The 18,741-nt window shown below is 65.2% G+C and carries 25 protein-coding genes; 12 read left to right on the forward strand and 13 right to left on the reverse strand.

The window, feature by feature from the left end:
- Positions 1-21 precede the first annotated feature (21 nt).
- Positions 22-1,659: an MFS transporter gene (locus ACFVUS_RS29710; RefSeq protein ID WP_387773681.1), complete on the forward strand. Its 1,638-nt coding sequence runs from the start codon at positions 22-24 to the stop codon at positions 1,657-1,659.
- 88 nt (positions 1,660-1,747) lie between these two features.
- Here the strand turns inward: ACFVUS_RS29710 and ACFVUS_RS29715 are convergent, their stop codons facing one another.
- From ACFVUS_RS29715 to ACFVUS_RS29730, 4 genes are all read right to left on the reverse strand, one after another.
- Positions 1,748-2,176 carry an SRPBCC domain-containing protein gene (locus ACFVUS_RS29715; RefSeq protein WP_387773684.1) on the reverse strand — a complete coding sequence of 143 codons (429 nt, stop codon included), beginning with the start codon at positions 2,174-2,176 and terminating at the stop codon, positions 1,748-1,750.
- A gap of 127 nt (positions 2,177-2,303) precedes the next feature.
- The gene (locus ACFVUS_RS29720; RefSeq protein WP_387773687.1) at positions 2,304-2,720 is read right to left on the reverse strand and encodes a hypothetical protein; all 417 of its coding nucleotides are present in this window, start codon (positions 2,718-2,720) and stop codon (positions 2,304-2,306) included.
- Positions 2,721-2,723: 3 nt separating this feature from the next.
- Positions 2,724-3,152, reverse strand: a complete 429-nt coding sequence (locus ACFVUS_RS29725; RefSeq protein WP_387774744.1) for a DUF4189 domain-containing protein — start codon at positions 3,150-3,152, stop codon at positions 2,724-2,726.
- Between the two features lie 188 nt (positions 3,153-3,340).
- A complete protein-coding gene (locus tag ACFVUS_RS29730) occupies positions 3,341-4,105 on the reverse strand; it encodes a helix-turn-helix transcriptional regulator (protein ID WP_387773690.1) in 765 nt (254 codons plus the stop codon).
- Positions 4,106-4,269: 164 nt separating this feature from the next.
- On the opposite strand from ACFVUS_RS29730, the gene ACFVUS_RS29735 reads away from it, so the two are divergent.
- The 3 genes from ACFVUS_RS29735 (at position 4,270) to ACFVUS_RS29745 (ending at position 6,783) form a co-directional block, all read left to right on the forward strand.
- Entirely contained in the window at positions 4,270-5,169 is a 900-nt protein-coding gene (locus tag ACFVUS_RS29735; RefSeq protein ID WP_387773693.1) for an alpha/beta fold hydrolase, read from the forward strand.
- Positions 5,170-5,208: 39 nt separating this feature from the next.
- Positions 5,209-6,210: a zinc-binding alcohol dehydrogenase family protein gene (locus ACFVUS_RS29740; RefSeq protein ID WP_387773696.1), complete on the forward strand. Its 1,002-nt coding sequence runs from the start codon at positions 5,209-5,211 to the stop codon at positions 6,208-6,210.
- Positions 6,211-6,333: 123 nt separating this feature from the next.
- Entirely contained in the window at positions 6,334-6,783 is a 450-nt protein-coding gene (locus ACFVUS_RS29745) for a hypothetical protein (RefSeq protein ID WP_387773699.1), read from the forward strand.
- 16 nt (positions 6,784-6,799) lie between these two features.
- Here ACFVUS_RS29745 and ACFVUS_RS29750 read toward each other — a convergent pair whose 3' ends face one another.
- The 3 genes from ACFVUS_RS29750 to ACFVUS_RS29760 all read right to left on the reverse strand — a co-directional run bounded on the left by ACFVUS_RS29750 (position 6,800) and on the right by ACFVUS_RS29760 (position 8,944).
- Positions 6,800-7,288 carry a hypothetical protein gene (locus tag ACFVUS_RS29750; RefSeq protein WP_387773701.1) on the reverse strand — a complete coding sequence of 163 codons (489 nt, stop codon included), beginning with the start codon at positions 7,286-7,288 and terminating at the stop codon, positions 6,800-6,802.
- Positions 7,289-7,335: 47 nt separating this feature from the next.
- Entirely contained in the window at positions 7,336-8,217 is an 882-nt protein-coding gene (locus tag ACFVUS_RS29755; protein WP_387773704.1) for a hypothetical protein, read from the reverse strand.
- 88 nt (positions 8,218-8,305) lie between these two features.
- The gene (locus tag ACFVUS_RS29760) at positions 8,306-8,944 is read right to left on the reverse strand and encodes an MspA family porin (protein ID WP_387773707.1); all 639 of its coding nucleotides are present in this window, start codon (positions 8,942-8,944) and stop codon (positions 8,306-8,308) included.
- Positions 8,945-9,256: 312 nt separating this feature from the next.
- On the opposite strand from ACFVUS_RS29760, the gene ACFVUS_RS29765 reads away from it, so the two are divergent.
- The 3 genes from ACFVUS_RS29765 (at position 9,257) to ACFVUS_RS29775 (ending at position 10,669) form a co-directional block, all read left to right on the forward strand.
- On the forward strand, positions 9,257-9,784 hold the full coding sequence (locus ACFVUS_RS29765; protein WP_387773710.1) for an AraC family transcriptional regulator ligand-binding domain-containing protein: 528 nt from the start codon (positions 9,257-9,259) through the stop codon (positions 9,782-9,784).
- The gene (locus ACFVUS_RS29770) at positions 9,736-9,975 is read left to right on the forward strand and encodes a CocE/NonD family hydrolase C-terminal non-catalytic domain-containing protein (RefSeq protein ID WP_387773713.1); all 240 of its coding nucleotides are present in this window, start codon (positions 9,736-9,738) and stop codon (positions 9,973-9,975) included. Before ACFVUS_RS29765 ends, ACFVUS_RS29770 begins: the two co-directional genes overlap by 49 nt.
- A gap of 235 nt (positions 9,976-10,210) precedes the next feature.
- Complete coding sequence (locus ACFVUS_RS29775; protein ID WP_387773716.1) at positions 10,211-10,669, forward strand: ATP-binding protein; 459 nt, start codon at positions 10,211-10,213, stop codon at positions 10,667-10,669.
- On the opposite strand, the gene ACFVUS_RS29780 is transcribed toward ACFVUS_RS29775, so the two are convergent.
- Both ACFVUS_RS29780 and ACFVUS_RS29785 read right to left on the reverse strand, forming a co-directional pair.
- The gene (locus tag ACFVUS_RS29780) at positions 10,666-11,049 is read right to left on the reverse strand and encodes an anti-sigma factor antagonist (RefSeq protein WP_387773719.1); all 384 of its coding nucleotides are present in this window, start codon (positions 11,047-11,049) and stop codon (positions 10,666-10,668) included. The two genes, ACFVUS_RS29775 and ACFVUS_RS29780, sit on opposite strands and share 4 nt — an antisense overlap.
- An 86-nt stretch (positions 11,050-11,135) precedes the next feature.
- Positions 11,136-11,687: a MarR family transcriptional regulator gene (locus ACFVUS_RS29785; protein ID WP_387773722.1), complete on the reverse strand. Its 552-nt coding sequence runs from the start codon at positions 11,685-11,687 to the stop codon at positions 11,136-11,138.
- 86 nt (positions 11,688-11,773) lie between these two features.
- Between ACFVUS_RS29785 and ACFVUS_RS29790 the strand changes: the two genes are divergently transcribed.
- A complete protein-coding gene (locus tag ACFVUS_RS29790; protein ID WP_387773725.1) occupies positions 11,774-12,199 on the forward strand; it encodes a MarR family winged helix-turn-helix transcriptional regulator in 426 nt (141 codons plus the stop codon).
- A gap of 13 nt (positions 12,200-12,212) precedes the next feature.
- Here ACFVUS_RS29790 and ACFVUS_RS29795 read toward each other — a convergent pair whose 3' ends face one another.
- Positions 12,213-12,959: a pirin family protein gene (locus tag ACFVUS_RS29795; protein WP_387773728.1), complete on the reverse strand. Its 747-nt coding sequence runs from the start codon at positions 12,957-12,959 to the stop codon at positions 12,213-12,215.
- A 162-nt stretch (positions 12,960-13,121) separates the two neighbouring features.
- Here ACFVUS_RS29795 and ACFVUS_RS29800 point away from each other — a divergent pair, with 162 nt between their 5' ends.
- Positions 13,122-13,556 carry a lipopolysaccharide assembly LapA domain-containing protein gene (locus ACFVUS_RS29800; protein ID WP_387773731.1) on the forward strand — a complete coding sequence of 145 codons (435 nt, stop codon included), beginning with the start codon at positions 13,122-13,124 and terminating at the stop codon, positions 13,554-13,556.
- A 233-nt stretch (positions 13,557-13,789) separates the two neighbouring features.
- Positions 13,790-14,614, forward strand: a complete 825-nt coding sequence (locus ACFVUS_RS29805; protein WP_387773734.1) for a SigB/SigF/SigG family RNA polymerase sigma factor — start codon at positions 13,790-13,792, stop codon at positions 14,612-14,614.
- A gap of 164 nt (positions 14,615-14,778) precedes the next feature.
- Here the strand turns inward: ACFVUS_RS29805 and ACFVUS_RS29810 are convergent, their stop codons facing one another.
- On the reverse strand, positions 14,779-15,312 hold the full coding sequence (locus ACFVUS_RS29810; protein WP_387773737.1) for a helix-turn-helix transcriptional regulator: 534 nt from the start codon (positions 15,310-15,312) through the stop codon (positions 14,779-14,781).
- 281 nt (positions 15,313-15,593) lie between these two features.
- Between ACFVUS_RS29810 and ACFVUS_RS29815 the strand changes: the two genes are divergently transcribed.
- On the forward strand, positions 15,594-16,319 hold the full coding sequence (locus tag ACFVUS_RS29815; RefSeq protein WP_387773740.1) for a sulfate transporter: 726 nt from the start codon (positions 15,594-15,596) through the stop codon (positions 16,317-16,319).
- Positions 16,320-16,321: 2 nt separating this feature from the next.
- Here ACFVUS_RS29815 and ACFVUS_RS29820 read toward each other — a convergent pair whose 3' ends face one another.
- Positions 16,322-16,543 carry a hypothetical protein gene (locus ACFVUS_RS29820; protein ID WP_387773743.1) on the reverse strand — a complete coding sequence of 74 codons (222 nt, stop codon included), beginning with the start codon at positions 16,541-16,543 and terminating at the stop codon, positions 16,322-16,324.
- 135 nt (positions 16,544-16,678) lie between these two features.
- Positions 16,679-17,716 (reverse strand): Lrp/AsnC family transcriptional regulator, encoded by a 1,038-nt coding sequence (locus ACFVUS_RS29825; RefSeq protein WP_387773746.1) that lies wholly within the window; start codon positions 17,714-17,716, stop codon positions 16,679-16,681.
- Between the two features lie 112 nt (positions 17,717-17,828).
- Between ACFVUS_RS29825 and ACFVUS_RS29830 the strand changes: the two genes are divergently transcribed.
- Positions 17,829-18,701, forward strand: a complete 873-nt coding sequence (locus ACFVUS_RS29830) for an alpha/beta fold hydrolase (protein WP_387773749.1) — start codon at positions 17,829-17,831, stop codon at positions 18,699-18,701.
- The last annotated feature ends 40 nt before the right edge of the window (positions 18,702-18,741 follow it).

An 18,741-nucleotide genomic window follows, 5' to 3' on the forward strand; every position in this document is an offset into this window, starting at 1 on the left:
TCACCATGGAATGATTCCACCATGGAAGTAGGTAAAATGGACGAGACGACGACGTCTTCCCGTCGCTGGCTCGGGTTGATCGCCATCGCGCTCGGCGTGGCACTGATCGTGGTCGACACCACGATCGTGAACGTGATCATCCCGTCGATCATCGAGGGTTTGCATACGGGATCGACTCAGGCGCAATGGATTCAGGAGTCCTACGCGATCGTGTTCGCGGCGTTGCTATTGGTGGTCGGACGGATCGCCGATATCGTCGGCGCACGGCGGGTGTTCGTCGCGGGCGTCGTGGTGTTCGGTGCTACCAGCATTCTGGCCGGACTCGCACCCGGTGGCGGACTGCTCGTCATTGCCCGATTCCTACAGGGAGCCGGCGCGGCGATGATCCTGCCGACCTCGCTGGCGCTGCTCAACGCCAACTTCACCGGCAAGGCGCGCGGTCAGGCGTTCGCGATCTGGGGTTCGACCATCGGCGCGGCTGCGGCACTCGGTCCGCTGCTCGGTGGCTGGTTGGCTGAAAACGTTTCGTGGCGTTGGGCTTTCGGTATCAATGTGCCACTTGCGGTGCTGATCGTGGTCGGCGTGCTCACCTGCGTCGCGCCCTCGCCGCGGGTGCCGGGGCGCATGGATATTCTCGGATCGATCCTGTCGGTATTGGGCTTGGGGCTGCTGGCCTTCGGTCTGGTCGAGGGCCGCACGTACGGCTGGATCACCACGACCCAGCCGCTGGGCATCGGCGGATTCTCCTGGGGCAGTGGACCTTCCCCGGTTCTGGTCGCGCTCGTGCTGAGCGTCGTCGCACTGGGCGGATTCCTGTGGCGGCAAGCGCAATTGCGTCGTGCGGGAGCCACCGACAAGGCGCTGATGGATCTGGGCCTGTTCTCGCTGGCCTCGTTCCGCAACGGCAATATCGCCACGCTGATCATCGGCCTGGGTGAGTTCGGCATTGTCGCCGTGCTGCCGCTGTGGCTGCAATTCACCCTCGGCTACAGCGCCGTACAAGCCGGTCTTGCGTTGGTGCCCATCGCAATCGGCAGTTTCATCGCCAGCGGTGCGAGCTTCGGTATGGCGGGCAAGGCCTCGCCGCTGAACCTGGTTCGGCTGGGATTGGCGCTCGAGGTGCTCGGGCTGGCCGGGCTCGCCCTGGTCGCCTCGACCGACAGCTCCTGGTGGTCGCTCGCCCTGGTGCTGTGCCTGTACGGCGTCGGCGTCGGTTTCGCGACCGCTCAGGTCACCAATGTCGTGCTCGCCGACATCCCGGAGAACGACAATGGCCAGGCCTCGGGCATCCAGAGTGCCTTCCGCCAACTCGGGTCCGCACTCGGAATCGCCATCCTGACAACGGTTTTCTTCACGACGCTGAGTTCACAGGTCACCGACCACCTGAAGGCCGACGGTGTGCCCGTGGCCCAAGCCGAGCAGCACGCGCACGCCATCACCAATAGCGCGGGCGCTGCGATCGAGGGGTATGCGGCCCAGCCGCAGACACAGTCGATCGCCGACGCGGGACGGGCCGCCATGACCGACGGCGTTCATCTGGGCGGGTATCTCGCAGCGGGATTCGTGCTCTTGGGCCTGATCGCCACGGCGCTGATCCCGAAATCGGAAGCGAGCGAAGAGGAATCGGGTAAGGCCGCCGCACCTCCGGCGCACGTCTGACCGAAGCGATCCCCGGCCCGGTATTCGATGGGCCGGGGATTTCGCATTGCTGGGCACCCGCCGTGCTTTGCCGGGGTCGCCGGTAGCGCTATGAGTTCTCGGCAGCCTTCTTGATCCCGCCGACCTGGGTCTCCCACATGCCGCGCGCATGCGCCGCTTCGTCTTCGCTGGCGTTGTTGTCCTGGCTCAGCGTGAGGTGGGTGGTCGATCCGTTCCCGGTCAGCTCATAGGTGAGCGCGTGGTAGTTCTCCGGCACGTCGGGCTGGCCGGTGAGCGGGCTGAAATGGGTGATCTTCAGGAGGCGGCCGGGTTCGAAGGCGAGGATCTCACCCTTGTCCTCGTACTGTTTTCCCTGGTATTCGCCCTTCCAGGTAATCGGGCTGCCCACCTGCCAGTCGGTGCGCACCTCGGCCCCGAACCACAGCTCGGCGAGCTGTGCGGGGTCGGTCAGCACGCTCCACACCTGCTCCGGGGTGGCGGTGATATCGGTTTCCGCGGTGGCGATGTATCCGGTCATGGTGCAACTCCCATGGGTAGTTTGCTTGCCTTCCACCCTAGGAGCGCGGTGATCGATGGTCTTGTACATACGCGTCACGCGGTGGCATTGGGTGGCTACCGACCAGTACGGGTCCAGTGGCGTCCACTCACGAAGTCCGCAGGCAGGAGCTTCCGGTATTCACCCCCTGGCCGACGACCTGGAAGGGGATGCCGCGGCCGCTGGCGAGTCCGCCGGGCTCGATTTGGATGGCGGCGATCATATGCTCGCCCTTCCAACCCGGAGTCCAGAGCGTGGTGACGGTGCGTGTGTCGGGGTGATAGTCGCCCGCTCCCGGTATCTGATTGGCGTGGTCGTAGAACGTCACCGCTCCGGGAACATACGGCGGGGTGCTGACGTCCGCGGCGACGGTGTAGGTGCAACCGGCCAGTATGCCCTCGGGGCCGGCGAGCACCGTTATGCCCGTCAGCTCGGAGGTCGCGTTCGGTGCCGAGAACAGCACCAGTGCGGCGAATGTCGCGGAAGCCGTTGTGGTGGAACAGAGTTGAGCTGCTCTCGGGCTCATGGGTCAGCCCGCGTTGCCGGTGCATTCGGTGTGCGCGATTGCGGCCGGGGGATCACCCGCGCTCAGTGAAACCAGATCGGGCGGGCCGAAGGCGTCGAGTGCGGCGCGTTCGGCGTCGGCGCGGGTGGGGCCGACTCCGCCGAGTAGGCGGTGATCGTGTTGGGCTATGGATCCGCAGCCGTCGACGAATCTGGCCAGCACCACGCAGTTACCGGATTCGCAGTGTTGCAGGGCGGCGGCATCGGCCTGGCCCCAGTCGGGAAAGTTGACTCCCCACATGACCTGGAATCGGTCGCCGAGGTCTCCGGCGGCCAGGGAGCCGTAGTAGCGGCCGTCCGGGCCCGGCTCGGCGGCAGCGACGCCGATGGTCGCGGCACCCGTCACGATCACGATGAACGAGAGAATCCCGAAAGCCTTGTGCGCCAGTACCATTGCCGTCACCCTTCCTGCTTTGGAAGAATCGATCTCGGACCGGACCCGAGCCACTGTGAGCGGCGGTCGGCCGAAGCCGGCCAGCTAATTGACAGCTAAATCGTTGGAGTCGGATTCCGTGCCGGAATCGCATAACGATCTTGAATCATCGCTGCCGATACCGGAGAAATAGCCGGTCAGGCGGTTGCTCACGCCGAGTCGGCGAGGCGCAGAGCGCCCTGGATCTGTGCCAGCGTCGTCGGGGTCAGTCCGAACATGGCTCGGAAGGTATCGCTGAAGTGCGAAGGGGAGGAGAAACCGGCATCGGCCGCCGCCCGGGTGAAGTCGTGGCCGTCCGAGAACGCACGCGCGACATGCAGCATTCGTGCCCACAGGATGTATCGCCGGAAGCTGGTCGCTGTTTGATCGGAGAAGAGCCGCAGAAAGTGCGAGGTCGACAATCCCGCCGTGCGGGCGGCGTCGGCGGCGGGATGCTTGCGCCCGGGCTCGGCCCGGATTGCCGCGGCCGCGGCGGCGATTCGCTCATCTCCGATATCGATGACCGGAACGCTGGCCAATTCCAGCAATCGCTCGAAATCGACTGTGCCGCTGCACACTTCGATCAGTTCGGTCTCGCGACGGTGGTCGACGCCGAACGGGCCGAGTGTGCGGTGCATTCCGGCGATGCATCGGGCCATTCGGGCCGATGTCGGATCGAAGAAGCAGAACAGCATGCGCCCGCTGCTTTCTACGATCTCGTGGGTGACGCGGGCGCGAAACAGGAAGCTGCGCACCGTTATCGGGGAGATCTCCGCGGCGGAGACCACGAACGGTTCATCGATTCCCACGGCCAGGCACGCGATCGCGGTGGAGTGCGCGCCCAGCGGCAGCGACGGTCCCAGATACACCGCGTGCCCGTGCCGCAGCCACAGCTGGGCCGATGCGGCAGGGGCGGGAAGTTCCGAGACCGTCATAGCCGTGAGAATACGGACCGCGGTGTTGACGGCTGGTCCGGAGTTCGGTGAAGGCACTGACGCGGGTGCGAGATCACACCCGGGACCGCACGTTTCTGGAAGCGCTCACCCCTGCCCGGTCGCGATGCTGGGAGTCGAACCACTCGAGGAAATGGGGTATCGGAGTGACAACCAGGGATGCTGCGGGCGAACAGCGCTGCGTACCAACACGATTGCGTGATGCTCCGTTCGAATCGGTGCGACTGCCCGCCGGTGAAGTGGAATACCGCCGGGTGGGGTCTGGGACGCCGTTACTGTTCGTCCACGGTGTATTCGTCAACGGTGAGCTGTGGCGTGATGTCGTGGACGGCCTGTCCGCGGATTTCGAGTGCATCGTGCTCGAGATGCCGTTGGGCGGGCACCGTAAACCGATGAATCCCACCGCCGACCTGACGCCGACCGGGTTGGCCGACCTCATCGGACAGGTCATCGAGACATTGGGGCTCGGGCCGGTCCGACTGGTCGCCAACGACAGCGGCGGAGCCCTGAGCCAGATCTTCGCATCCCGCCGCCCCGACCTGGTCCATTCGCTGGTGCTGACCTCGTGCGACACCTACGAATACTTCTTCCCACCACTGTTCCGGCCGCTGCCGCTGCTGGCGCGCAGCAGTGCGGCGATGGCGCTGATGAGCCGCGCCCTGCAATGGCGCTGGGTGCGCCGGACCCCGCTCGCATTCGGCTGGGCGACCAAGCGGCCCATGGCTGCGGAGGTGGAAAAGGGTTACGTCCGACCGCTTCTCGATCGCGACATCCGCCGCGATGTGGCCAAGGCGCTGCGCGATGTCCGCCCGAGCTACACGCTCGAAGCCGCCGAGAAATTGCGTGGCTTCCACAAACCGGTGCTGCTGCTCTGGGGTGAATACGACAGGTTCTTCCCCGTGCACACCGCGCACCGACTGGCACGCGACCTGCCCGACGCCCGGCTCGAGTTACTGGCCGACACCGGCGCGTTCGTGCCCGAAGACGCCGCTGACCGGGTCGTCGACGCGATCATCGATTTCTATGCCGCCGAGTCGCAGAGCTGACAGTCGTGCGCCCGGAGTGCGTTGAATTAGGCTCGATGGATGCGCGCTTGGCGGGTTGAGCAACCGGCGGCGATCGATGACGGGCCGTTGCGGTTCGCGGATCTGGCGGTGCCGGAACCGGCGACGGGAGAACTGCTGGTTCGGGTGCTGGCCTGCGGTGTGTGCCGGACGGATCTGCATGTGGCAGAAGGGGATCTGCCGGTGCATCGGGCCGGAGTCGTGCCGGGCCACGAGGTGGTGGGGGAGATCGTGGGGCTGGGCTCCGGTGACACCGGGGCATTCGCCGTCGGGGACCGGGTCGGGATCGCGTGGCTGCGGCACACCTGCGGGCAGTGTCGCTACTGTCTGCGCGGTGCGGAGAATCTATGCCCGAACTCGCGCTACACCGGATGGGACGCCGATGGCGGCTACGCCGAATATGCCACGGTCCCAGCGGATTTCGCTCATCGACTACCGACCGGCTACAGCGATCCCGAACTCGCCCCGCTGCTGTGCGCCGGGATCATCGGCTACCGGGCGCTCGAACGCGCCGCGATTCCGGACGGTGGGCGGCTGGGTATCTACGGCTTCGGTGGCAGCGCCCACCTCGCAGCACAGGTCGCTCTCGCCCGCGGTGCGCAAGTCCACGTCATGACCCGCGATGCCGCGGCACGAGAACTCGCGCTCGACTTGGGTGTGAGTTCGGCGCAAGACGCCGCGGACCCGCCGCCCGTCGCACTCGACGGCGCGATTCTCTTCGCGCCCGTAGGTGACCTGGTCCTACCCGCACTCGAAGCCCTGGACCGGGGCGGCATCCTGTCCATAGCTGGAATCCACCTCAGCGACATCCCGGTCCTGAACTACCAACGACACCTCTTCCAGGAGAAGCAGATCCGCTCCGTCACAGCCAACACCCGCGACGATGCCCGCGCATTCCTGGAATTCGCCGGAAAGCACCGCCTCGAAGTGACCGTCAACCCGTACCCACTCGACGCAGCCGACCGGGCGCTCGCCGACTTGGCACACGGACGCTTCACCGGCGCGGCAGTGCTGATGCCCTAGATCCGCCGCCGACTGGTGCCTGGTCTACCCGCCCATGAGGGGAAATCGAGAGGCGAGACTTTCTGCATTGGCTTACCTCGCTCATTCCGGGGGATGTTTGGCTGAGACCGTAGGATCGGGCGCATGCTGCACACCATGAGTCGAGTTCGGACCGTGCTTTGCGCGGTTGGGTTCGTTGGTGCAGTGTCGGTGCGGTTGTCCTCGTTGCCGAAGTCGGAATCGTTGGTGGGGCATTCGATTGCGGTGGGGGTTCTCGGGGTTGTGGCGCTCGGGGTGGTGCTGTTGTCGGTGGTGATTGGTCGGGGAGCGTTGGTCGCGCGCGGGCGTTCGTTTGCTGTTGCGATTGGTGCGGCGCTCTCGGTTCTTTTGCAGGTGGCGAAAGTTGTATTCGCGGCCAGGGGGCATCGGGAGTTGCGGTTCGAGGATCATGTTCTGGTTAATTCTGCGGAGTCGCTGGTTTACTTCAATGTTCCACTGGTGGTTGTGAATACGGTGGACATACTGATTTGGCTTGTGTGCCTGGTTCTTTCGGTCAGTGTGACGCGTTCGCTCGGGCGTCGGGAATTGGGCTGACGGTCGCGACGCATCGTCAATTCATTCCGCAGATGTGCCAGGTGTCTCCGATCTTCTGATATGTGCCCGAGAATCGAATGCTGTTGTCGGGGCTCAGGCCCTCGACGTGCCGCTCGTATCGGAGGGTTACCGCGGCGGTCGCGAACTCGTTCAAGGCTTTGATGTCGGTGATGTCGGCCACGGATCCACGGCCGCGAGCATCGAGGTCTGCGGCTGATTCCGCGGCGAAGCCATCGGGTTGTGCGGGGTCCAGTTCGGATTTGAGCTGACCGCAGGAGATCTCCAGGAGGTCGCGCAGGTTTCCGTTGTTGTAGTCGTCGACCGTGCGGGCGGTTACGGATTTGATCTGCTCGCGTGTCGTCGAATCAACCCTGTCGTCGCGACTCTTCAGTATCTGGCTGGCGGGCGTCGTGGAAGCCTTGTCGGTGTCGCCGCCATTGGTGCAGCCTGCGGCGAGCGGTAGCGAAAGGGTTATCAATGTCAGAGCTGTGACCAATCGTCGCACGGTGTTCTCCTCGGCTATTGGGGATGCTGATCGATGAGCGCTCGCCACTACCACGTCCCGTTCTTCCCTGGTAACGGTGGTTGCACCAATGTGACTGCCGCCCAATACACTTCGGCATTCTTGTAGCAATATTCCAGCCGGGGATCGACCGAACCGTACGTATATTTACAGTTCTGGCGCATATCCGTATAGAGCTGATTGTTGCAAAAATTGTTCGTGCCGCCGTTCTCCAGGCACATGTCATGGCGTGCGCACGGCCCACGGAAATCCGCGTTCGCACCGGGGCTCGGTAGTTGGTCCGGCGAGGCCGAACAGTAGTCGTGCATGTAGACCCAATTCGAGCAGGATCGGCCCGCGGGAACCTGTTCGCAATCCGGGTCGTAGATGTAGTCCTCCGGGATCTCGACCTTCTCGCCCGACCCGTTCAAGACGCCATGTCCTCGGCAACTGCCGTCGGGGTTGCGCCCCAGGGGGCACAGCGCGGCGTTCTGGACGGGGAGCGCCGGACCATCGACGTGCGGGACGACGGTCTCGGGCACCGGCGGTATCGGCGGTCCCGGTTCGCTGTTCGGTACGGGCAAGGGCGGGATGCTGTTGCGGGGCACTGGATCCGACGGAATCACCGGGACAATGGGCGTTCCGTTGCCCGGTCCGACCGGAGGCGGCGTGAGCGCACCGGCATTCGGTCCCGCGCCGGTGCCACCCGGCGGCTGTCCCGGCATCTCCAGTGTCGGGAGCGGAGGCGGGGTCGACGGTGGTCCCGGCGGGGGCGTCGGCGGATCGGGCACATCGATGCAGGGCCAGCCGGGGTGCATCTGCTGCCACTGTGCACAAGGAATGTACGGCCCGGCCTGCGCCGACGCTGCGAGCCAGCGTCCGGAGCAGGTGAGTGCGGCGAACACGAGCAGGGCGACCGAGATGCCCAGCACGACAGCGGGACGTGGCAGGTGTCGTTTTCGTGGGTGCGTGGAAGTCATCGCGCGGTCTCCTTCATCCGGCTCGGTGTGGTGCGGGTGGTCAGAGCCAGATGGGGTCGCCGTAGACGGTGACGGTGTTGTCCGCGGTGGGGGTGGAGATGCGGGCGGTCGCGTAGGAGCGCAGGGTGACCGGGCCCATGCAGGCGTCGATCTTGACTTCGATTTGTTCGGCGGTGATCGAGGCACGTGGTCCGGCAAGGGGTTTGGAGCCGAAGTCGATGGTGGCGATCGACCCTGGTTTCAGCGTGGTGGAGATATTGGGGTTGATCGCGGCCTGCGCGCCGACGCTGACCGAAGGGAATTGGGAGATGGTGACCGAGGCGTTGGGGCCGATGGAGAAACCCATGCCCAGGGTGAGGCCGTTGGAGACATCGACCTGACAGCCCATCTGATACCCCAGGGTGAGGGTGCCCGCGGAGATGGGTTGACCTCCGGTACCGGTGATCTCGGCGATGGCTTTGAGCGAGACGAAACCCTCGCGGGTGAACATGGTGGCGGCCAGGTTCGGGTAGCGGTCGAGATTCTCGCTGGTTTTCGTGACGGCCAGGGTCCAGCCGTCATCGGTGAGGGTTTGCCGGTTCTTGTCCGGCACTGTGTCCGCGTCGGCGATACCCGAGCTCAGGGCGAGCAGGCCGGTGGCCAGGGTCGCGGTGAGCGCGGTGGTGAGTGTGGTTCCCATGACCTGGTTCCCCCTTCGTGAATCGATGCGTCGGGCGGCATCGATGGGGGCAACTAGAGCTGGAACACGGGTGTCAACGGAATCGGCACGGCTGTCACATCGGCGTGGAAACCCGCTGTCACACCGGGGTTTCCACGGGTCGTGAGTGCATTCGAGGCCACCTATTCGGCGAGGTGATCCACGCCACAGTGACAGTGTGGGTGCCGAACTACACCGGGGTGGACCACCGTTGCGGCCTCGGTTTCACAAGCAAAATGTTCTTCTGATTTCGCCTGGTACGGTCGCGTTCTGTGATCGTGGGCGGGAGGGTTGGTGGCCAAGGCGTCGGGCGATATCGCGCGGACCGTGCCGATTGATTTCGTGCGTGCCGCGGTCGCGCTCGCCGCTGCGCGCGGTGTGGATACCGAGGAGTTGCTGCGGTCGGTGGGGGTGGCCCCGGATCTGATCGCGCAGGATCGCGCACGCGTCACCGTCGAGCAGATGAGCCGTACGGTGCGGCAGCTGTGGCGGATATCCGATGATGAGATGATCGATGTATCGGGGCTCAATGATCCCGCGCATCTGATGACCTCGTTTCTGCTGGCGTCGGCGCATCGGTTGATGGCGTGGGGTATCGGTCGGCGAGTTCCGTTGCGGCAGGTCGAGTTTCCGTTTTCCAGGCCGGGAAATACCGCCGACTTGGATCTGGTGTTCGATGCTCCGCTCGTGTTCGGATGTGACAGCGCCACCAACTCGCAGGCAATTACCGTGCCCTGGACGATAATCGGACCTGGCGTGCCCTCGACGGCAGTGTGCAAGGCCCATTTCACTCGGGCACCCGCGAATCGCTGCTCCCGGTGATGCCCGGGGAAATCACCGAATACAACATCAAGATCCGCCCCGCCTTCCATGTCTTCGCGCCGGGCCATCGCCTCCAAATCGCCATCGGCACAGGCGATTTCCCCACCCACCTGCTCAACCCCAAGGACTATCCGGCCCTGCTCGGCAGCTCCTACGACGTCCAGCGCACCGATACGCCGCATCGTTCCTGACAATTCCGCTCGCACCCGCCATCGGCCGGTAAGCACCGGTTAACGGGAGCGGTGCGGCATTACCGATACGGCGGTCCCGCGATTGTCTGAATGATCACCTTCGCAACCTCGCAAGCATTGGTTTTCTTGGGGGAGGGGTTGCGGCGCTCTACAGTGTGGTGGGCTGGCGGGTTTCCTCGCTGACTTCCCGGGTAGCCGGGGGCTATCCCGATCTGGCGAGTGGAGGGTGAACGCGATGACCGGACCCCTACCGGTGGTTCCCGAGGACGGCGGGCAGGTAGCACAGTTCGACCTCGAGGAAATGCACGGTTGGCAGGTCCGTGAGGCGGTGCGCGAACTGCTCGCGCCCGGCACCGGCGTCACCGTCGAGGATGCCGTGCTCGTGATCGAGGAAATGGTCGCCAACGCGCGCGAACACGGCCGCTCGCCGCGCCGATGCCGACTCGAACTACAGCCCGGGCGGTTGCGGGTCGAGGTCGACGACAGCGGCAGCGGCGACCCCCGCGTACGCACCCCCGACCTCGCCGGTGGGCGGGGCATGATCGTCATCGATCGCCTCGCCACCGACTGGGGCGTGATTCACTACGAGGGATTCAAGACCGTCTGGGCCGAGCTACCGCTGGATCGTCCGCGGTTCTCCCCGCTATCCAAGGCATTCGAACCGAACCCGCGCGACACTCGCAACGATTCCTAAGCTTCCGGCTCGCCGGCCAGGGCTTCTTCGACGGTGTGGTACAGCGCCAGGATCTTCTCCAGACCCGAGATTTCCAGCGGCCGGATGACCGGGCGATTGGCATCGACCACGATGCGCAACGGTTCCCGGCGGACCGCGGCTTCCAGATTGGTCGCGGCGAGTGTCTGCAAGCCCGCGCCACCTAGGAATTCGACATCGGTCAGATCGAGGATGCAGTACAGGGCGCGAGTCCGATCGAGACCGGTCTGTACAGCGTCCGCGAGCTGATTGGCCGTGCTGCCGTCGACTTCGCCCTGAATCGCCACCACGGCGACATCGCCGATCATCCGATGCTCGATACGAAGGTCGGGCGTACGCGATTGCTGCTCATGATCCGTCACAGTCCCGCACTATATGGGGTGCCGCCGACGGGTAATCGGCGGTTGACCGCGATCGGGCCGGTGCGAGAGCCGACTTTCGTGAGGTGTCAGCGGCTTTCGGCGTCGGCTTCGAGGTTGTGTGTCATGCGTTGCAGGACATCCATCATCAGCGAGAACTCGTCCTGGCCAATGTCTTTCGCGACGATATCCCTGATCGTGCCGACTTCTCGTTCGGCGGTGGCGGTTGCGGCGGTGCCCGCGGCGGTCAGTGTCAGCGTGCCGTCGGGTTGCCGTTGTGCCCAGCCGCGGCCGACGAGGTCGTCGGTGAGGTCGTTGAGGTTCTCGTTGTTCACTTCCCAGAACGGACGTAGCGCATCGATCAGTTGATCGCGGGACTGTGGGCCTCGGGTCAGGGTGTTGAGCGTTTGCCATTGGCGACGGGTGAGTCCCGCGGTGCCGAGCAGGCGGTCGAAGGTCGATTCGATCAGCTGGTCCAGGCGCTTGAGTCGATAGCCGATCATTCGATCCTGGCCGCCGTCCGGGCCGCCCGTCGTCGTTGTTGTGGCCGGAGTTGATTCTTGGCTGCCCGAACCACATGCGGCCGCCAGTGATGCGGCGGCCATGAGGGACAGGGTGATGACCAGTACGCGAAGTCTCATTGCGGTGTTCCTTCGAACGCGATGTAGATGAAGAGTTACATGTATATGTAAAACTACAATTACATGTCAAGAGGTATTCTGTTCGCGTGGATGAGGTCGAACGGGTCGAACGCGCGATGGTCGCGATCAGGCGCAGGCAGAGTCGGCGGGCGCTCGCTCCGGCCGGTGAACCTGCCGGTCAGGCCTTCGAGGTGCTGGATGTCGTCGAATCGACGACGGACGCGACGGTGTCGATGGTGGCGGCCGCGCTGGGCGCGGATCAGCCGCGTACCAGCCGTCTGGTGGCGGCGGCGGTCGACTCCGGGTTCATCGAACGGGTCGCCGATCAGCAGGACGGTCGCCGCTCCAAACTCGCGCTCACCGAGGCCGGGCAGGAGGTGGTGGCCGCCGCCCATCGCCGCCGGGCCGCGATGGTGGCCGAGGCGATGGATGACTGGACCGCGGCTGAACGCGCCCAGTTCGCCACCTTGATCACCCGTTTCGTCGAACGGCTACCAGGTTCGAGGACCTGAAATATCAAGCCCGTCAGGCGAATTCGCCGTGCATCTCCCAGATCAGGACTTCGCTGGAATCGACGGCGGTGATCGATTGACCCCCGGTGCGGGTCAGGCGCACCGCGTCACCCTGTTCGAGTAGGCCGGTCTCCTCGAACTCGACACGGCCGCGGGCGATGAACACGTGGCCGAAGGGGGCGTCGGGAATGGTTACGGTCGAACCGGGTTCGAGCCGCGCGACGTGTAATGCGGCATATTTGTTGTGCAGCGTGATCGCGGTCTCGTCGCGGTGGCGGCGCATCCCCGAGGCGACGGTGACGAGCGAGTTCCGCGCCAACTCCCCGGCGACATCCATTTCCTGATAGCCGGGGGTGAGACCGGATTCGTCCGGGGGAAGCCACATTTGGACCACGTGCAGCGCGGGCTTCTCATAACGCCCCGCACCGTTCTTCTCCGAATGCAGAATTCCGGTACCGGCCGTCATGCGCTGCGCCAGCCCCGGATTGATGATGCCCGAATTCCCCGCCGAATCCTGGTGCACCACACTGCCTTCCAACACCCAGGTGATGATCTCGGTATCGCGATGCTGATGCGTGTCGAAGCCCTCGCCCGGATCGACGAAATCTTCGTTGTGCACCATCAGCAGCCCGTGCGCGTTCGCGGCGAGATCGAAATTGCCGGTGGCGGGAAACGATTGCCGCGAGTCCAGCCATTCATTGCGCCAGTGGTGCCGATCCGCGCCGCGGATCACCCTGACCGCGACCGTCTGTGCCGACATCGAGAACCGCCTTCCGTGCGTAGCTGACGATCCAAGCGTGCGGCGGGCAATGGATATTCCCTCAGGAATTCTCGCCCGAATGAGGGATGCCGGACGAAAGCGGGGTATGCGGTCGATAGGGGTCCGGCCCGGAGCCGAGCGCCCGATGACACGCGAGCGTCGATGTTGATGGAGGTAGCCATGTTCCCCGCCGCCGAGAACGAGCCGTATCCCCCCAAGGGACTCGAACCCGAGCAGGTCCGGCCGCCCACCCATGACACACCGCCGCCACCCCCGCCGCCCGCCGCACCGCCGGTCGCCGAACCCGCACCCAAGCCGGTCCGAATCAGGCGAACCAGGGCAGGCAGCGTCTGGGTCGGCCTGACCGCAGGCGGCATCTTCCTGGTGGTCCTACTGATTTTCGTGGTCCAGAACACCGAAAGCTTCCGCTTCGGCTTCCTCGGCTGGCATTTCGATATGCCCGTCGGCGTCGCCATCCTGGTCGCCGCCTGCGCGGGCCTGCTGGTGATGGCCATGGCGGGCGGAGTCCGAATCATCCAGCTACGCCAGCAATTCACACGCGTCTCGCGTGCGAACCAACAGGTCCCGCCCGCGTGACAGCCTCCAAGACTCACGCCTCGCGTCGGCCTGAATAGCCGAAAAGGTGCCGGGTAGGCGCATCTGACATTTTCGTTTTCTGTCTCGGGCTCGCCGAACCGGGCGTAAACCGGACTGACACCGGCGGTGCGCGGGTGCGAGGCTGGAACGGCGTCAGGCCGAAGTAGGACACCGACTCGTGCATACGTCAGTCGGACCCGAGGCGAATCTGTGGCGCGGGAAGGTTCATTTTCATGACCAGCCACGGCACCATCACCGCTACCACCGCTCAGCCGCCGCGACGGCGGGAACATAACTCGTACAACGGAATTGAAACAGCACTGCTCGAGCTAGCTACCTTGATCGAAAGGTCCGGCGAGTATGCGCGGCTGCGCGAGGAGATCTTGAAGCGCTGCCTGCCTCTGGCCGATCACATCGCTCGCCGCTTCACCGGGCGCGGGGAGTTCTACGACGATCTATTCCAGGTCGCCAGCCTCGGATTGATCGCGTCGGTCGATCGATATGACCCGCACCGCGGCACTCCGTTCCTGGGCTTCGCGGTGCCCACGATCATGGGTGAGGTTCGCCGCCATTTCCGCGATCACGGCTGGGCGGTGCGAGTTCCGCGCCGTACCCAGGAGATTCAGCAGCGTCTGGCCGCGGCCATCGAGGCGTTCAGCCATCGTCATGCACGCATGCCCACGGCTCTCGATATCGCGGTCGAGCTCGGGGTGGATCTGCTCGAGGTGACCCAGGCGATGCTGGCCGCGAACGCCTACCGCAGCGATTCGCTCGACACCTCGAGCTACGAAAGCGACGGGGAGGTCCCACCCAATGTCGCTGCGGGACTAGGGGATACGGACCCCGGCTTCCAGTTCGTCGAAGACGCGATCACGGTCGCGCCCCTGCTCGAGGACCTGGACTCCCGGGAGCGCGCTGTCCTGCATCTGCGGTTCTATCGGGGCCTGACTCAGGTTCAGATCGCGGACCACCTCGGCGTCTCGCAAATGCAGGTGTCCCGGGTGCTGTCCAAAACCCTCACCGAACTGAGAGAGCGTGCACTGGACCAGGATGCGTGAGGTCCTCATGCCATCGACCTCGGTTGGTTGAATACTGCGATCGCGGGTAGCCGCCCGGAATGACCGACTCCGCGAGCGACGCGCTTAACGGCAATCCGGCCCCGCCGCACCCAACCGGGACCGAGGGCATGAGCGAGCCCGATATCGTTGACGCACAACTCTTCTCACTCGGTCATCGTAGTATGCGGCGACTGGCCGTACACGCGTCGATATGCGATCGCGAAACGGCCCGGATGCGGGAACCCCCACCCGGCGGCGATGCCGGTGACCGTCGCTCCGTCCCCCGGCATACAGTCTTCGAGCTCCTCGTGAGCCGCGCGCATGCGCAGGTCTCGCAGAAACGCCATCGGGGTGGTGTCGAGTTCGTGGCGGAACGCCAACTGCATCGCGCGGACCGAGACGAAGCTCGCCGCGGCGATATCGGCGACGTCGACCTCCTCGCGCAGGTTCTCGTTCATGAATGCCACCGCGCGTCGCACCGACTCACCGGCCGGACTCAATACGGCCAGGATCTGCGCGGGAGTGGGGTCGGGCGGCAGTATCGCCTCCGCGCACGCCGACAGATAGTCGGCGGACTCTCCGGCCAGCCCGAGCGCCGCGGTCATCTCCTTGATGCTGTGCTGGTGCGCGATGACCGCGCGCACCACGGCCACCGCTTCCATATCGGGGGCGGGCCCGTCGTACTCGGCGGCGGTCACCTCCCGCAGAAACCGCTCGATCGCTGGAACATCCCGACCGTCAAAACGATTCGCCCTCACCTGGGACACCTCCGGCCAACCTCCGCACTCCTCGGCCGGCACCGATGCCGGCCTACGCAGCCACTTCCTCCCGCCATACCCCCTCGTCTCACATTGACACCACCGGCCCGCCCGCGGCGAAGTCCACGCCGGTCATCCCCGGATGATTCCGGCACGGGAGTCTCGGCGCAGCCATGAGGCCGGTGCCGGAAGTGCTCGGTGGCGGGGAAATACGGTGGGATGTGACCGACGCCGAAGGGTGCTTCCTCATGCGCCCACAGGGTGAGCTGACGGCGTCGACCTACCGCGATTGCGCCGACAACCTGGTGAGGTTCGCCATGGACGAACCTCGCGCGCTGATCGTGGTCCTGGACGGGTTGCGGGTGGCGTCGCCGGCGCTGTACACCGCGTTCACCAGCGCCCGGCTGCGGGTGCACGAATGGCCGGGCGTGCCGATCGTCCTGGTGATTCAGGAGCAAGCGCGTCGGGATCGTCCGCGTACCAGCGTCGAACGGCGCTGGATTCCCCTGTACGCCAGTGTTTTCGATGCTCTGCGAGGACTGGGGGAGCAGCCCGCACGTCAACGAGCGGCCCTGGATTTGGCTCCCCTCGAGGACTGCGCTCGATTCGCCGTGCGCTTCGTCGACATGACCTGCTCGCGCTGGGCCATTCCGGACCTGTGTGCCCCCGCCCGACTCGTCGTCACCGAACTGGTCGAGAACTCACTGCGGCACAGTCGGGTGAACGGCGACCTGCGGGTGCGCCTGGAATTACGCGGCGGTCTGTTCACCATCGCCGTCGGTGACGACGACCCGCGCGAAGCGGTGCTGCGTGAACCCGGGGCGCACCCGTCTCCGCATACCGGCCTGCATATGGTCGCGGGCTTGGCACGCGCCTGGGGCTGCACGCCGCAATGGCCCAAAGGCAAAGTGGTGTGGGCCGTGCTGGGTGCCCGGAGGGCAGGCTGATATCAGTGCGGGGTGTCCCGGCGCTCGGTGAGCAGGTCGTCTATCGCACGGATTCGCGTTTCGATCACGGTTTGCTCCGTCCTGGCGGCGACATACTTCTCGCCTTCGGGCGGGGCACCGAACTGCCGCACGTGGAGAATGAACTTGCGAAGTTTCGAGTGGTCCGCGATGAGAACATCCCGTTCCGCGTGTAGTTTCTCGAGTTCGGATTCTGTTGTCCCCATAGGTATTTCCTCTCGTGTGGTAGCGCCCGCCAGGCTGCGGGCCAGCATCGCAATACCCGATTCGGCGGCGGTGATGTCATCCTGCGTGCGATTCGCGCGCGGTCGCCTCCGCCCGCAGTGATGGCGACAGGCCGTTCAGAGGTTGGCTGTCGCTCCGGCCGCGACCCGGTCGATGGGTACCGTCGCGGTGCGGCGGCCGAGGTCGTCGAGGAGGTGGCCGAACTGTTTGACGGTGCGGTAGGCGATGGCGCGGTCGTTGATGATCAGACTCGGAATGGACTGGCTCAGTTCGGCTTCCAGGCGCTGGGAGTCCGCGATGGAGTGCAGGTAGGAGACCAGCCAGACATTGCGGGGGCCCGCCAGCGCCAGGCACGTGCGAGTGTCAGGACGCTGTCGTAGCTGAGCGCCGATTCGCGGGAGTTCGGCGGCGGGTGCGGTGCCCCAGTACACGGCGGTCACTTCCCAGCCGACCTGGGAGCGGGCCAACTCACAGCGCAGGGCCAGATGGCCGCTCGTGGTGAGTGCGTCGATGCGGCGGCGCACGGTCGCGGGACTGACGGAAAGCTGTTGTGCCAGTTCAGCGCTGCTGGCTCGGCCGTCGACGTGTAATGCGCCGATCAGTGCGTAATCGGTGCGGGTCAGTGGTTTGGGGCGTGGGGCCGAGGTGAGCGCGGCTCGGGTGAGCCTGGCGCGCTGATCGCGGTCGAGCACGTCCAGGTGCCAGCCACCACCGTCCGCGAGCAGGTGGGTCACCAGGTTGGCGCGGACGCCGGTGACGCCGGACAGTCGGCCCAGATGGTCGTGGACGTACTCCGATATCGAGGCGAGGCTGCGGGTCGCCACCACGACGAGCAGGTCGCATCGACCCGCGATGTGCTCGACGGTCAGCGCGTGTTCGTCCTGGCTGATCCGTTCCGCGACCCGCAGGACGCGACCCGGAGCGCAGTCGAGTTCCACCAGCGCGGTGTACATCGGTTCGATCAGCATCGGCGTCGGTGAGGTGCTCACCCATGCCCAGCCGTCGGCGGCGAGCCGAGTCCAGCGGCGGCCGACGGTGGCGGGATCCATGCCGAGCACGGATCCGATCAGCTGCCAGGAGGCCCGCGGGTGCAACTGGAGGCTGTGAACCAATTCCTGGTCCATCAAATCGATAGTGACCGATTCCTGCGCCATTGATCAAAGTTTAGTCGAAACCATGCATTTTCACGGAGATTCTTGTCTCGGCCCGCACCATGGACTTTCGAGCACGCCCGCCTCGGCGGACGACCCGGAGAGGATCCATCGAATGGTTGAGACGGCAGACGAATGGCAGACTCGCGGGCGGTACCTCGAGGTTGGCGCGAATCAGATCTTCGTCGTCGAATTGGGGACCTCGGGCACACCACCCATCGTCATCGTGCACGGCTTTCCCGGTTCCTCGCACGACTTCGCCGAGGTGGCCCATCGCCTGTCCCGCGAGCGTCCGGTTGTGCTGATCGATCTGCTCGGCTTCGGCTTCTCCGAAAAGCCTTCCACCGCGCGCTATTCCCTGTTCGAACAGGCTGACCTGGTCGAATCGGTGTTGTCCCGCTTGGGTATTCGCCGGTGCGCTCTGGTGGCGCACGATATGGGCGACACCGTCGTCGCCGAGCTACTGCACCGGCACAATGCCGGCCTGCTCGGCTTCACCGCCGAGGCCGTGGTCCTGACCAACGGCTCGATTTTCATCGATCTCGCCGCGCTGACACCGGGCCAGCGCGCGCTGTTGCGATTGCCCGCCGCGCCGCTGCCATTTCCGCTGCCCCGATGGCTGCTCGCACGTGCGCTGGCACAGAGCTTCACTGCCGCGACCCCCGCGCCACCCGGCGCGATCGACACGCTCGTGGACTCCATCCAACGCGGCGGCGGAGCACGATTGTTGCCGCGCCAGAACAGATATCTGCTCGAGCGCCGACAGCATCAACCTCGATGGACCGCGGCTCTGGTCGACTACACCGGTCCGCTGTCGCTGATCTGGGGCGCACACGACCCCATCGCAACCCGGGCGATGCCCGATCGACTGCGCGAGCTCCGTCCACGGACCCGGGTCATCACCCTGGCCGAGGTGGGCCACTGGTCATCGCTCGAGGATCCGACACTGCTGGCCGTCCACATTGAGGAGGAACTGCGAACCAGCTGAAAATAGCTCGCCGCGAATCTGTTCCGTGAATCCATCAACA

The sequence above is a fragment of the Nocardia sp. NPDC058058 genome (assembly GCF_042885355.1).
Lineage (GTDB): Bacteria > Actinomycetota > Actinomycetes > Mycobacteriales > Mycobacteriaceae > Nocardia.

Excerpts from the sequence above, each read along its gene's own strand:
- ACFVUS_RS29710 (WP_387773681.1), top strand. The coding sequence starts at position 22 with ATGGAAGTAGGTAAAATGGACGAGACGACGACGTCTTCCCGTCGCTGG.
- ACFVUS_RS29715 (WP_387773684.1), bottom strand. The coding sequence starts at position 2,176 with ATGACCGGATACATCGCCACCGCGGAAACCGATATCACCGCCACCCCG.
- ACFVUS_RS29720 (WP_387773687.1), bottom strand. The coding sequence starts at position 2,720 with ATGAGCCCGAGAGCAGCTCAACTCTGTTCCACCACAACGGCTTCCGCG.
- ACFVUS_RS29725 (WP_387774744.1), bottom strand. The coding sequence starts at position 3,152 with ATGGTACTGGCGCACAAGGCTTTCGGGATTCTCTCGTTCATCGTGATC.
- ACFVUS_RS29730 (WP_387773690.1), bottom strand. The coding sequence starts at position 4,105 with ATGACGGTCTCGGAACTTCCCGCCCCTGCCGCATCGGCCCAGCTGTGG.
- ACFVUS_RS29740 (WP_387773696.1), top strand. The coding sequence starts at position 5,209 with ATGCGCGCTTGGCGGGTTGAGCAACCGGCGGCGATCGATGACGGGCCG.
- ACFVUS_RS29745 (WP_387773699.1), top strand. The coding sequence starts at position 6,334 with ATGCTGCACACCATGAGTCGAGTTCGGACCGTGCTTTGCGCGGTTGGG.
- ACFVUS_RS29760 (WP_387773707.1), bottom strand. The coding sequence starts at position 8,944 with ATGGGAACCACACTCACCACCGCGCTCACCGCGACCCTGGCCACCGGC.
- ACFVUS_RS29775 (WP_387773716.1), top strand. The coding sequence starts at position 10,211 with ATGACCGGACCCCTACCGGTGGTTCCCGAGGACGGCGGGCAGGTAGCA.
- ACFVUS_RS29785 (WP_387773722.1), bottom strand. The coding sequence starts at position 11,687 with ATGAGACTTCGCGTACTGGTCATCACCCTGTCCCTCATGGCCGCCGCA.
- ACFVUS_RS29795 (WP_387773728.1), bottom strand. The coding sequence starts at position 12,959 with ATGTCGGCACAGACGGTCGCGGTCAGGGTGATCCGCGGCGCGGATCGG.
- ACFVUS_RS29800 (WP_387773731.1), top strand. The coding sequence starts at position 13,122 with ATGTTGATGGAGGTAGCCATGTTCCCCGCCGCCGAGAACGAGCCGTAT.
- ACFVUS_RS29805 (WP_387773734.1), top strand. The coding sequence starts at position 13,790 with ATGACCAGCCACGGCACCATCACCGCTACCACCGCTCAGCCGCCGCGA.
- ACFVUS_RS29820 (WP_387773743.1), bottom strand. The coding sequence starts at position 16,543 with ATGGGGACAACAGAATCCGAACTCGAGAAACTACACGCGGAACGGGAT.
- ACFVUS_RS29825 (WP_387773746.1), bottom strand. The coding sequence starts at position 17,716 with ATGGCGCAGGAATCGGTCACTATCGATTTGATGGACCAGGAATTGGTT.
- ACFVUS_RS29830 (WP_387773749.1), top strand. The coding sequence starts at position 17,829 with ATGGTTGAGACGGCAGACGAATGGCAGACTCGCGGGCGGTACCTCGAG.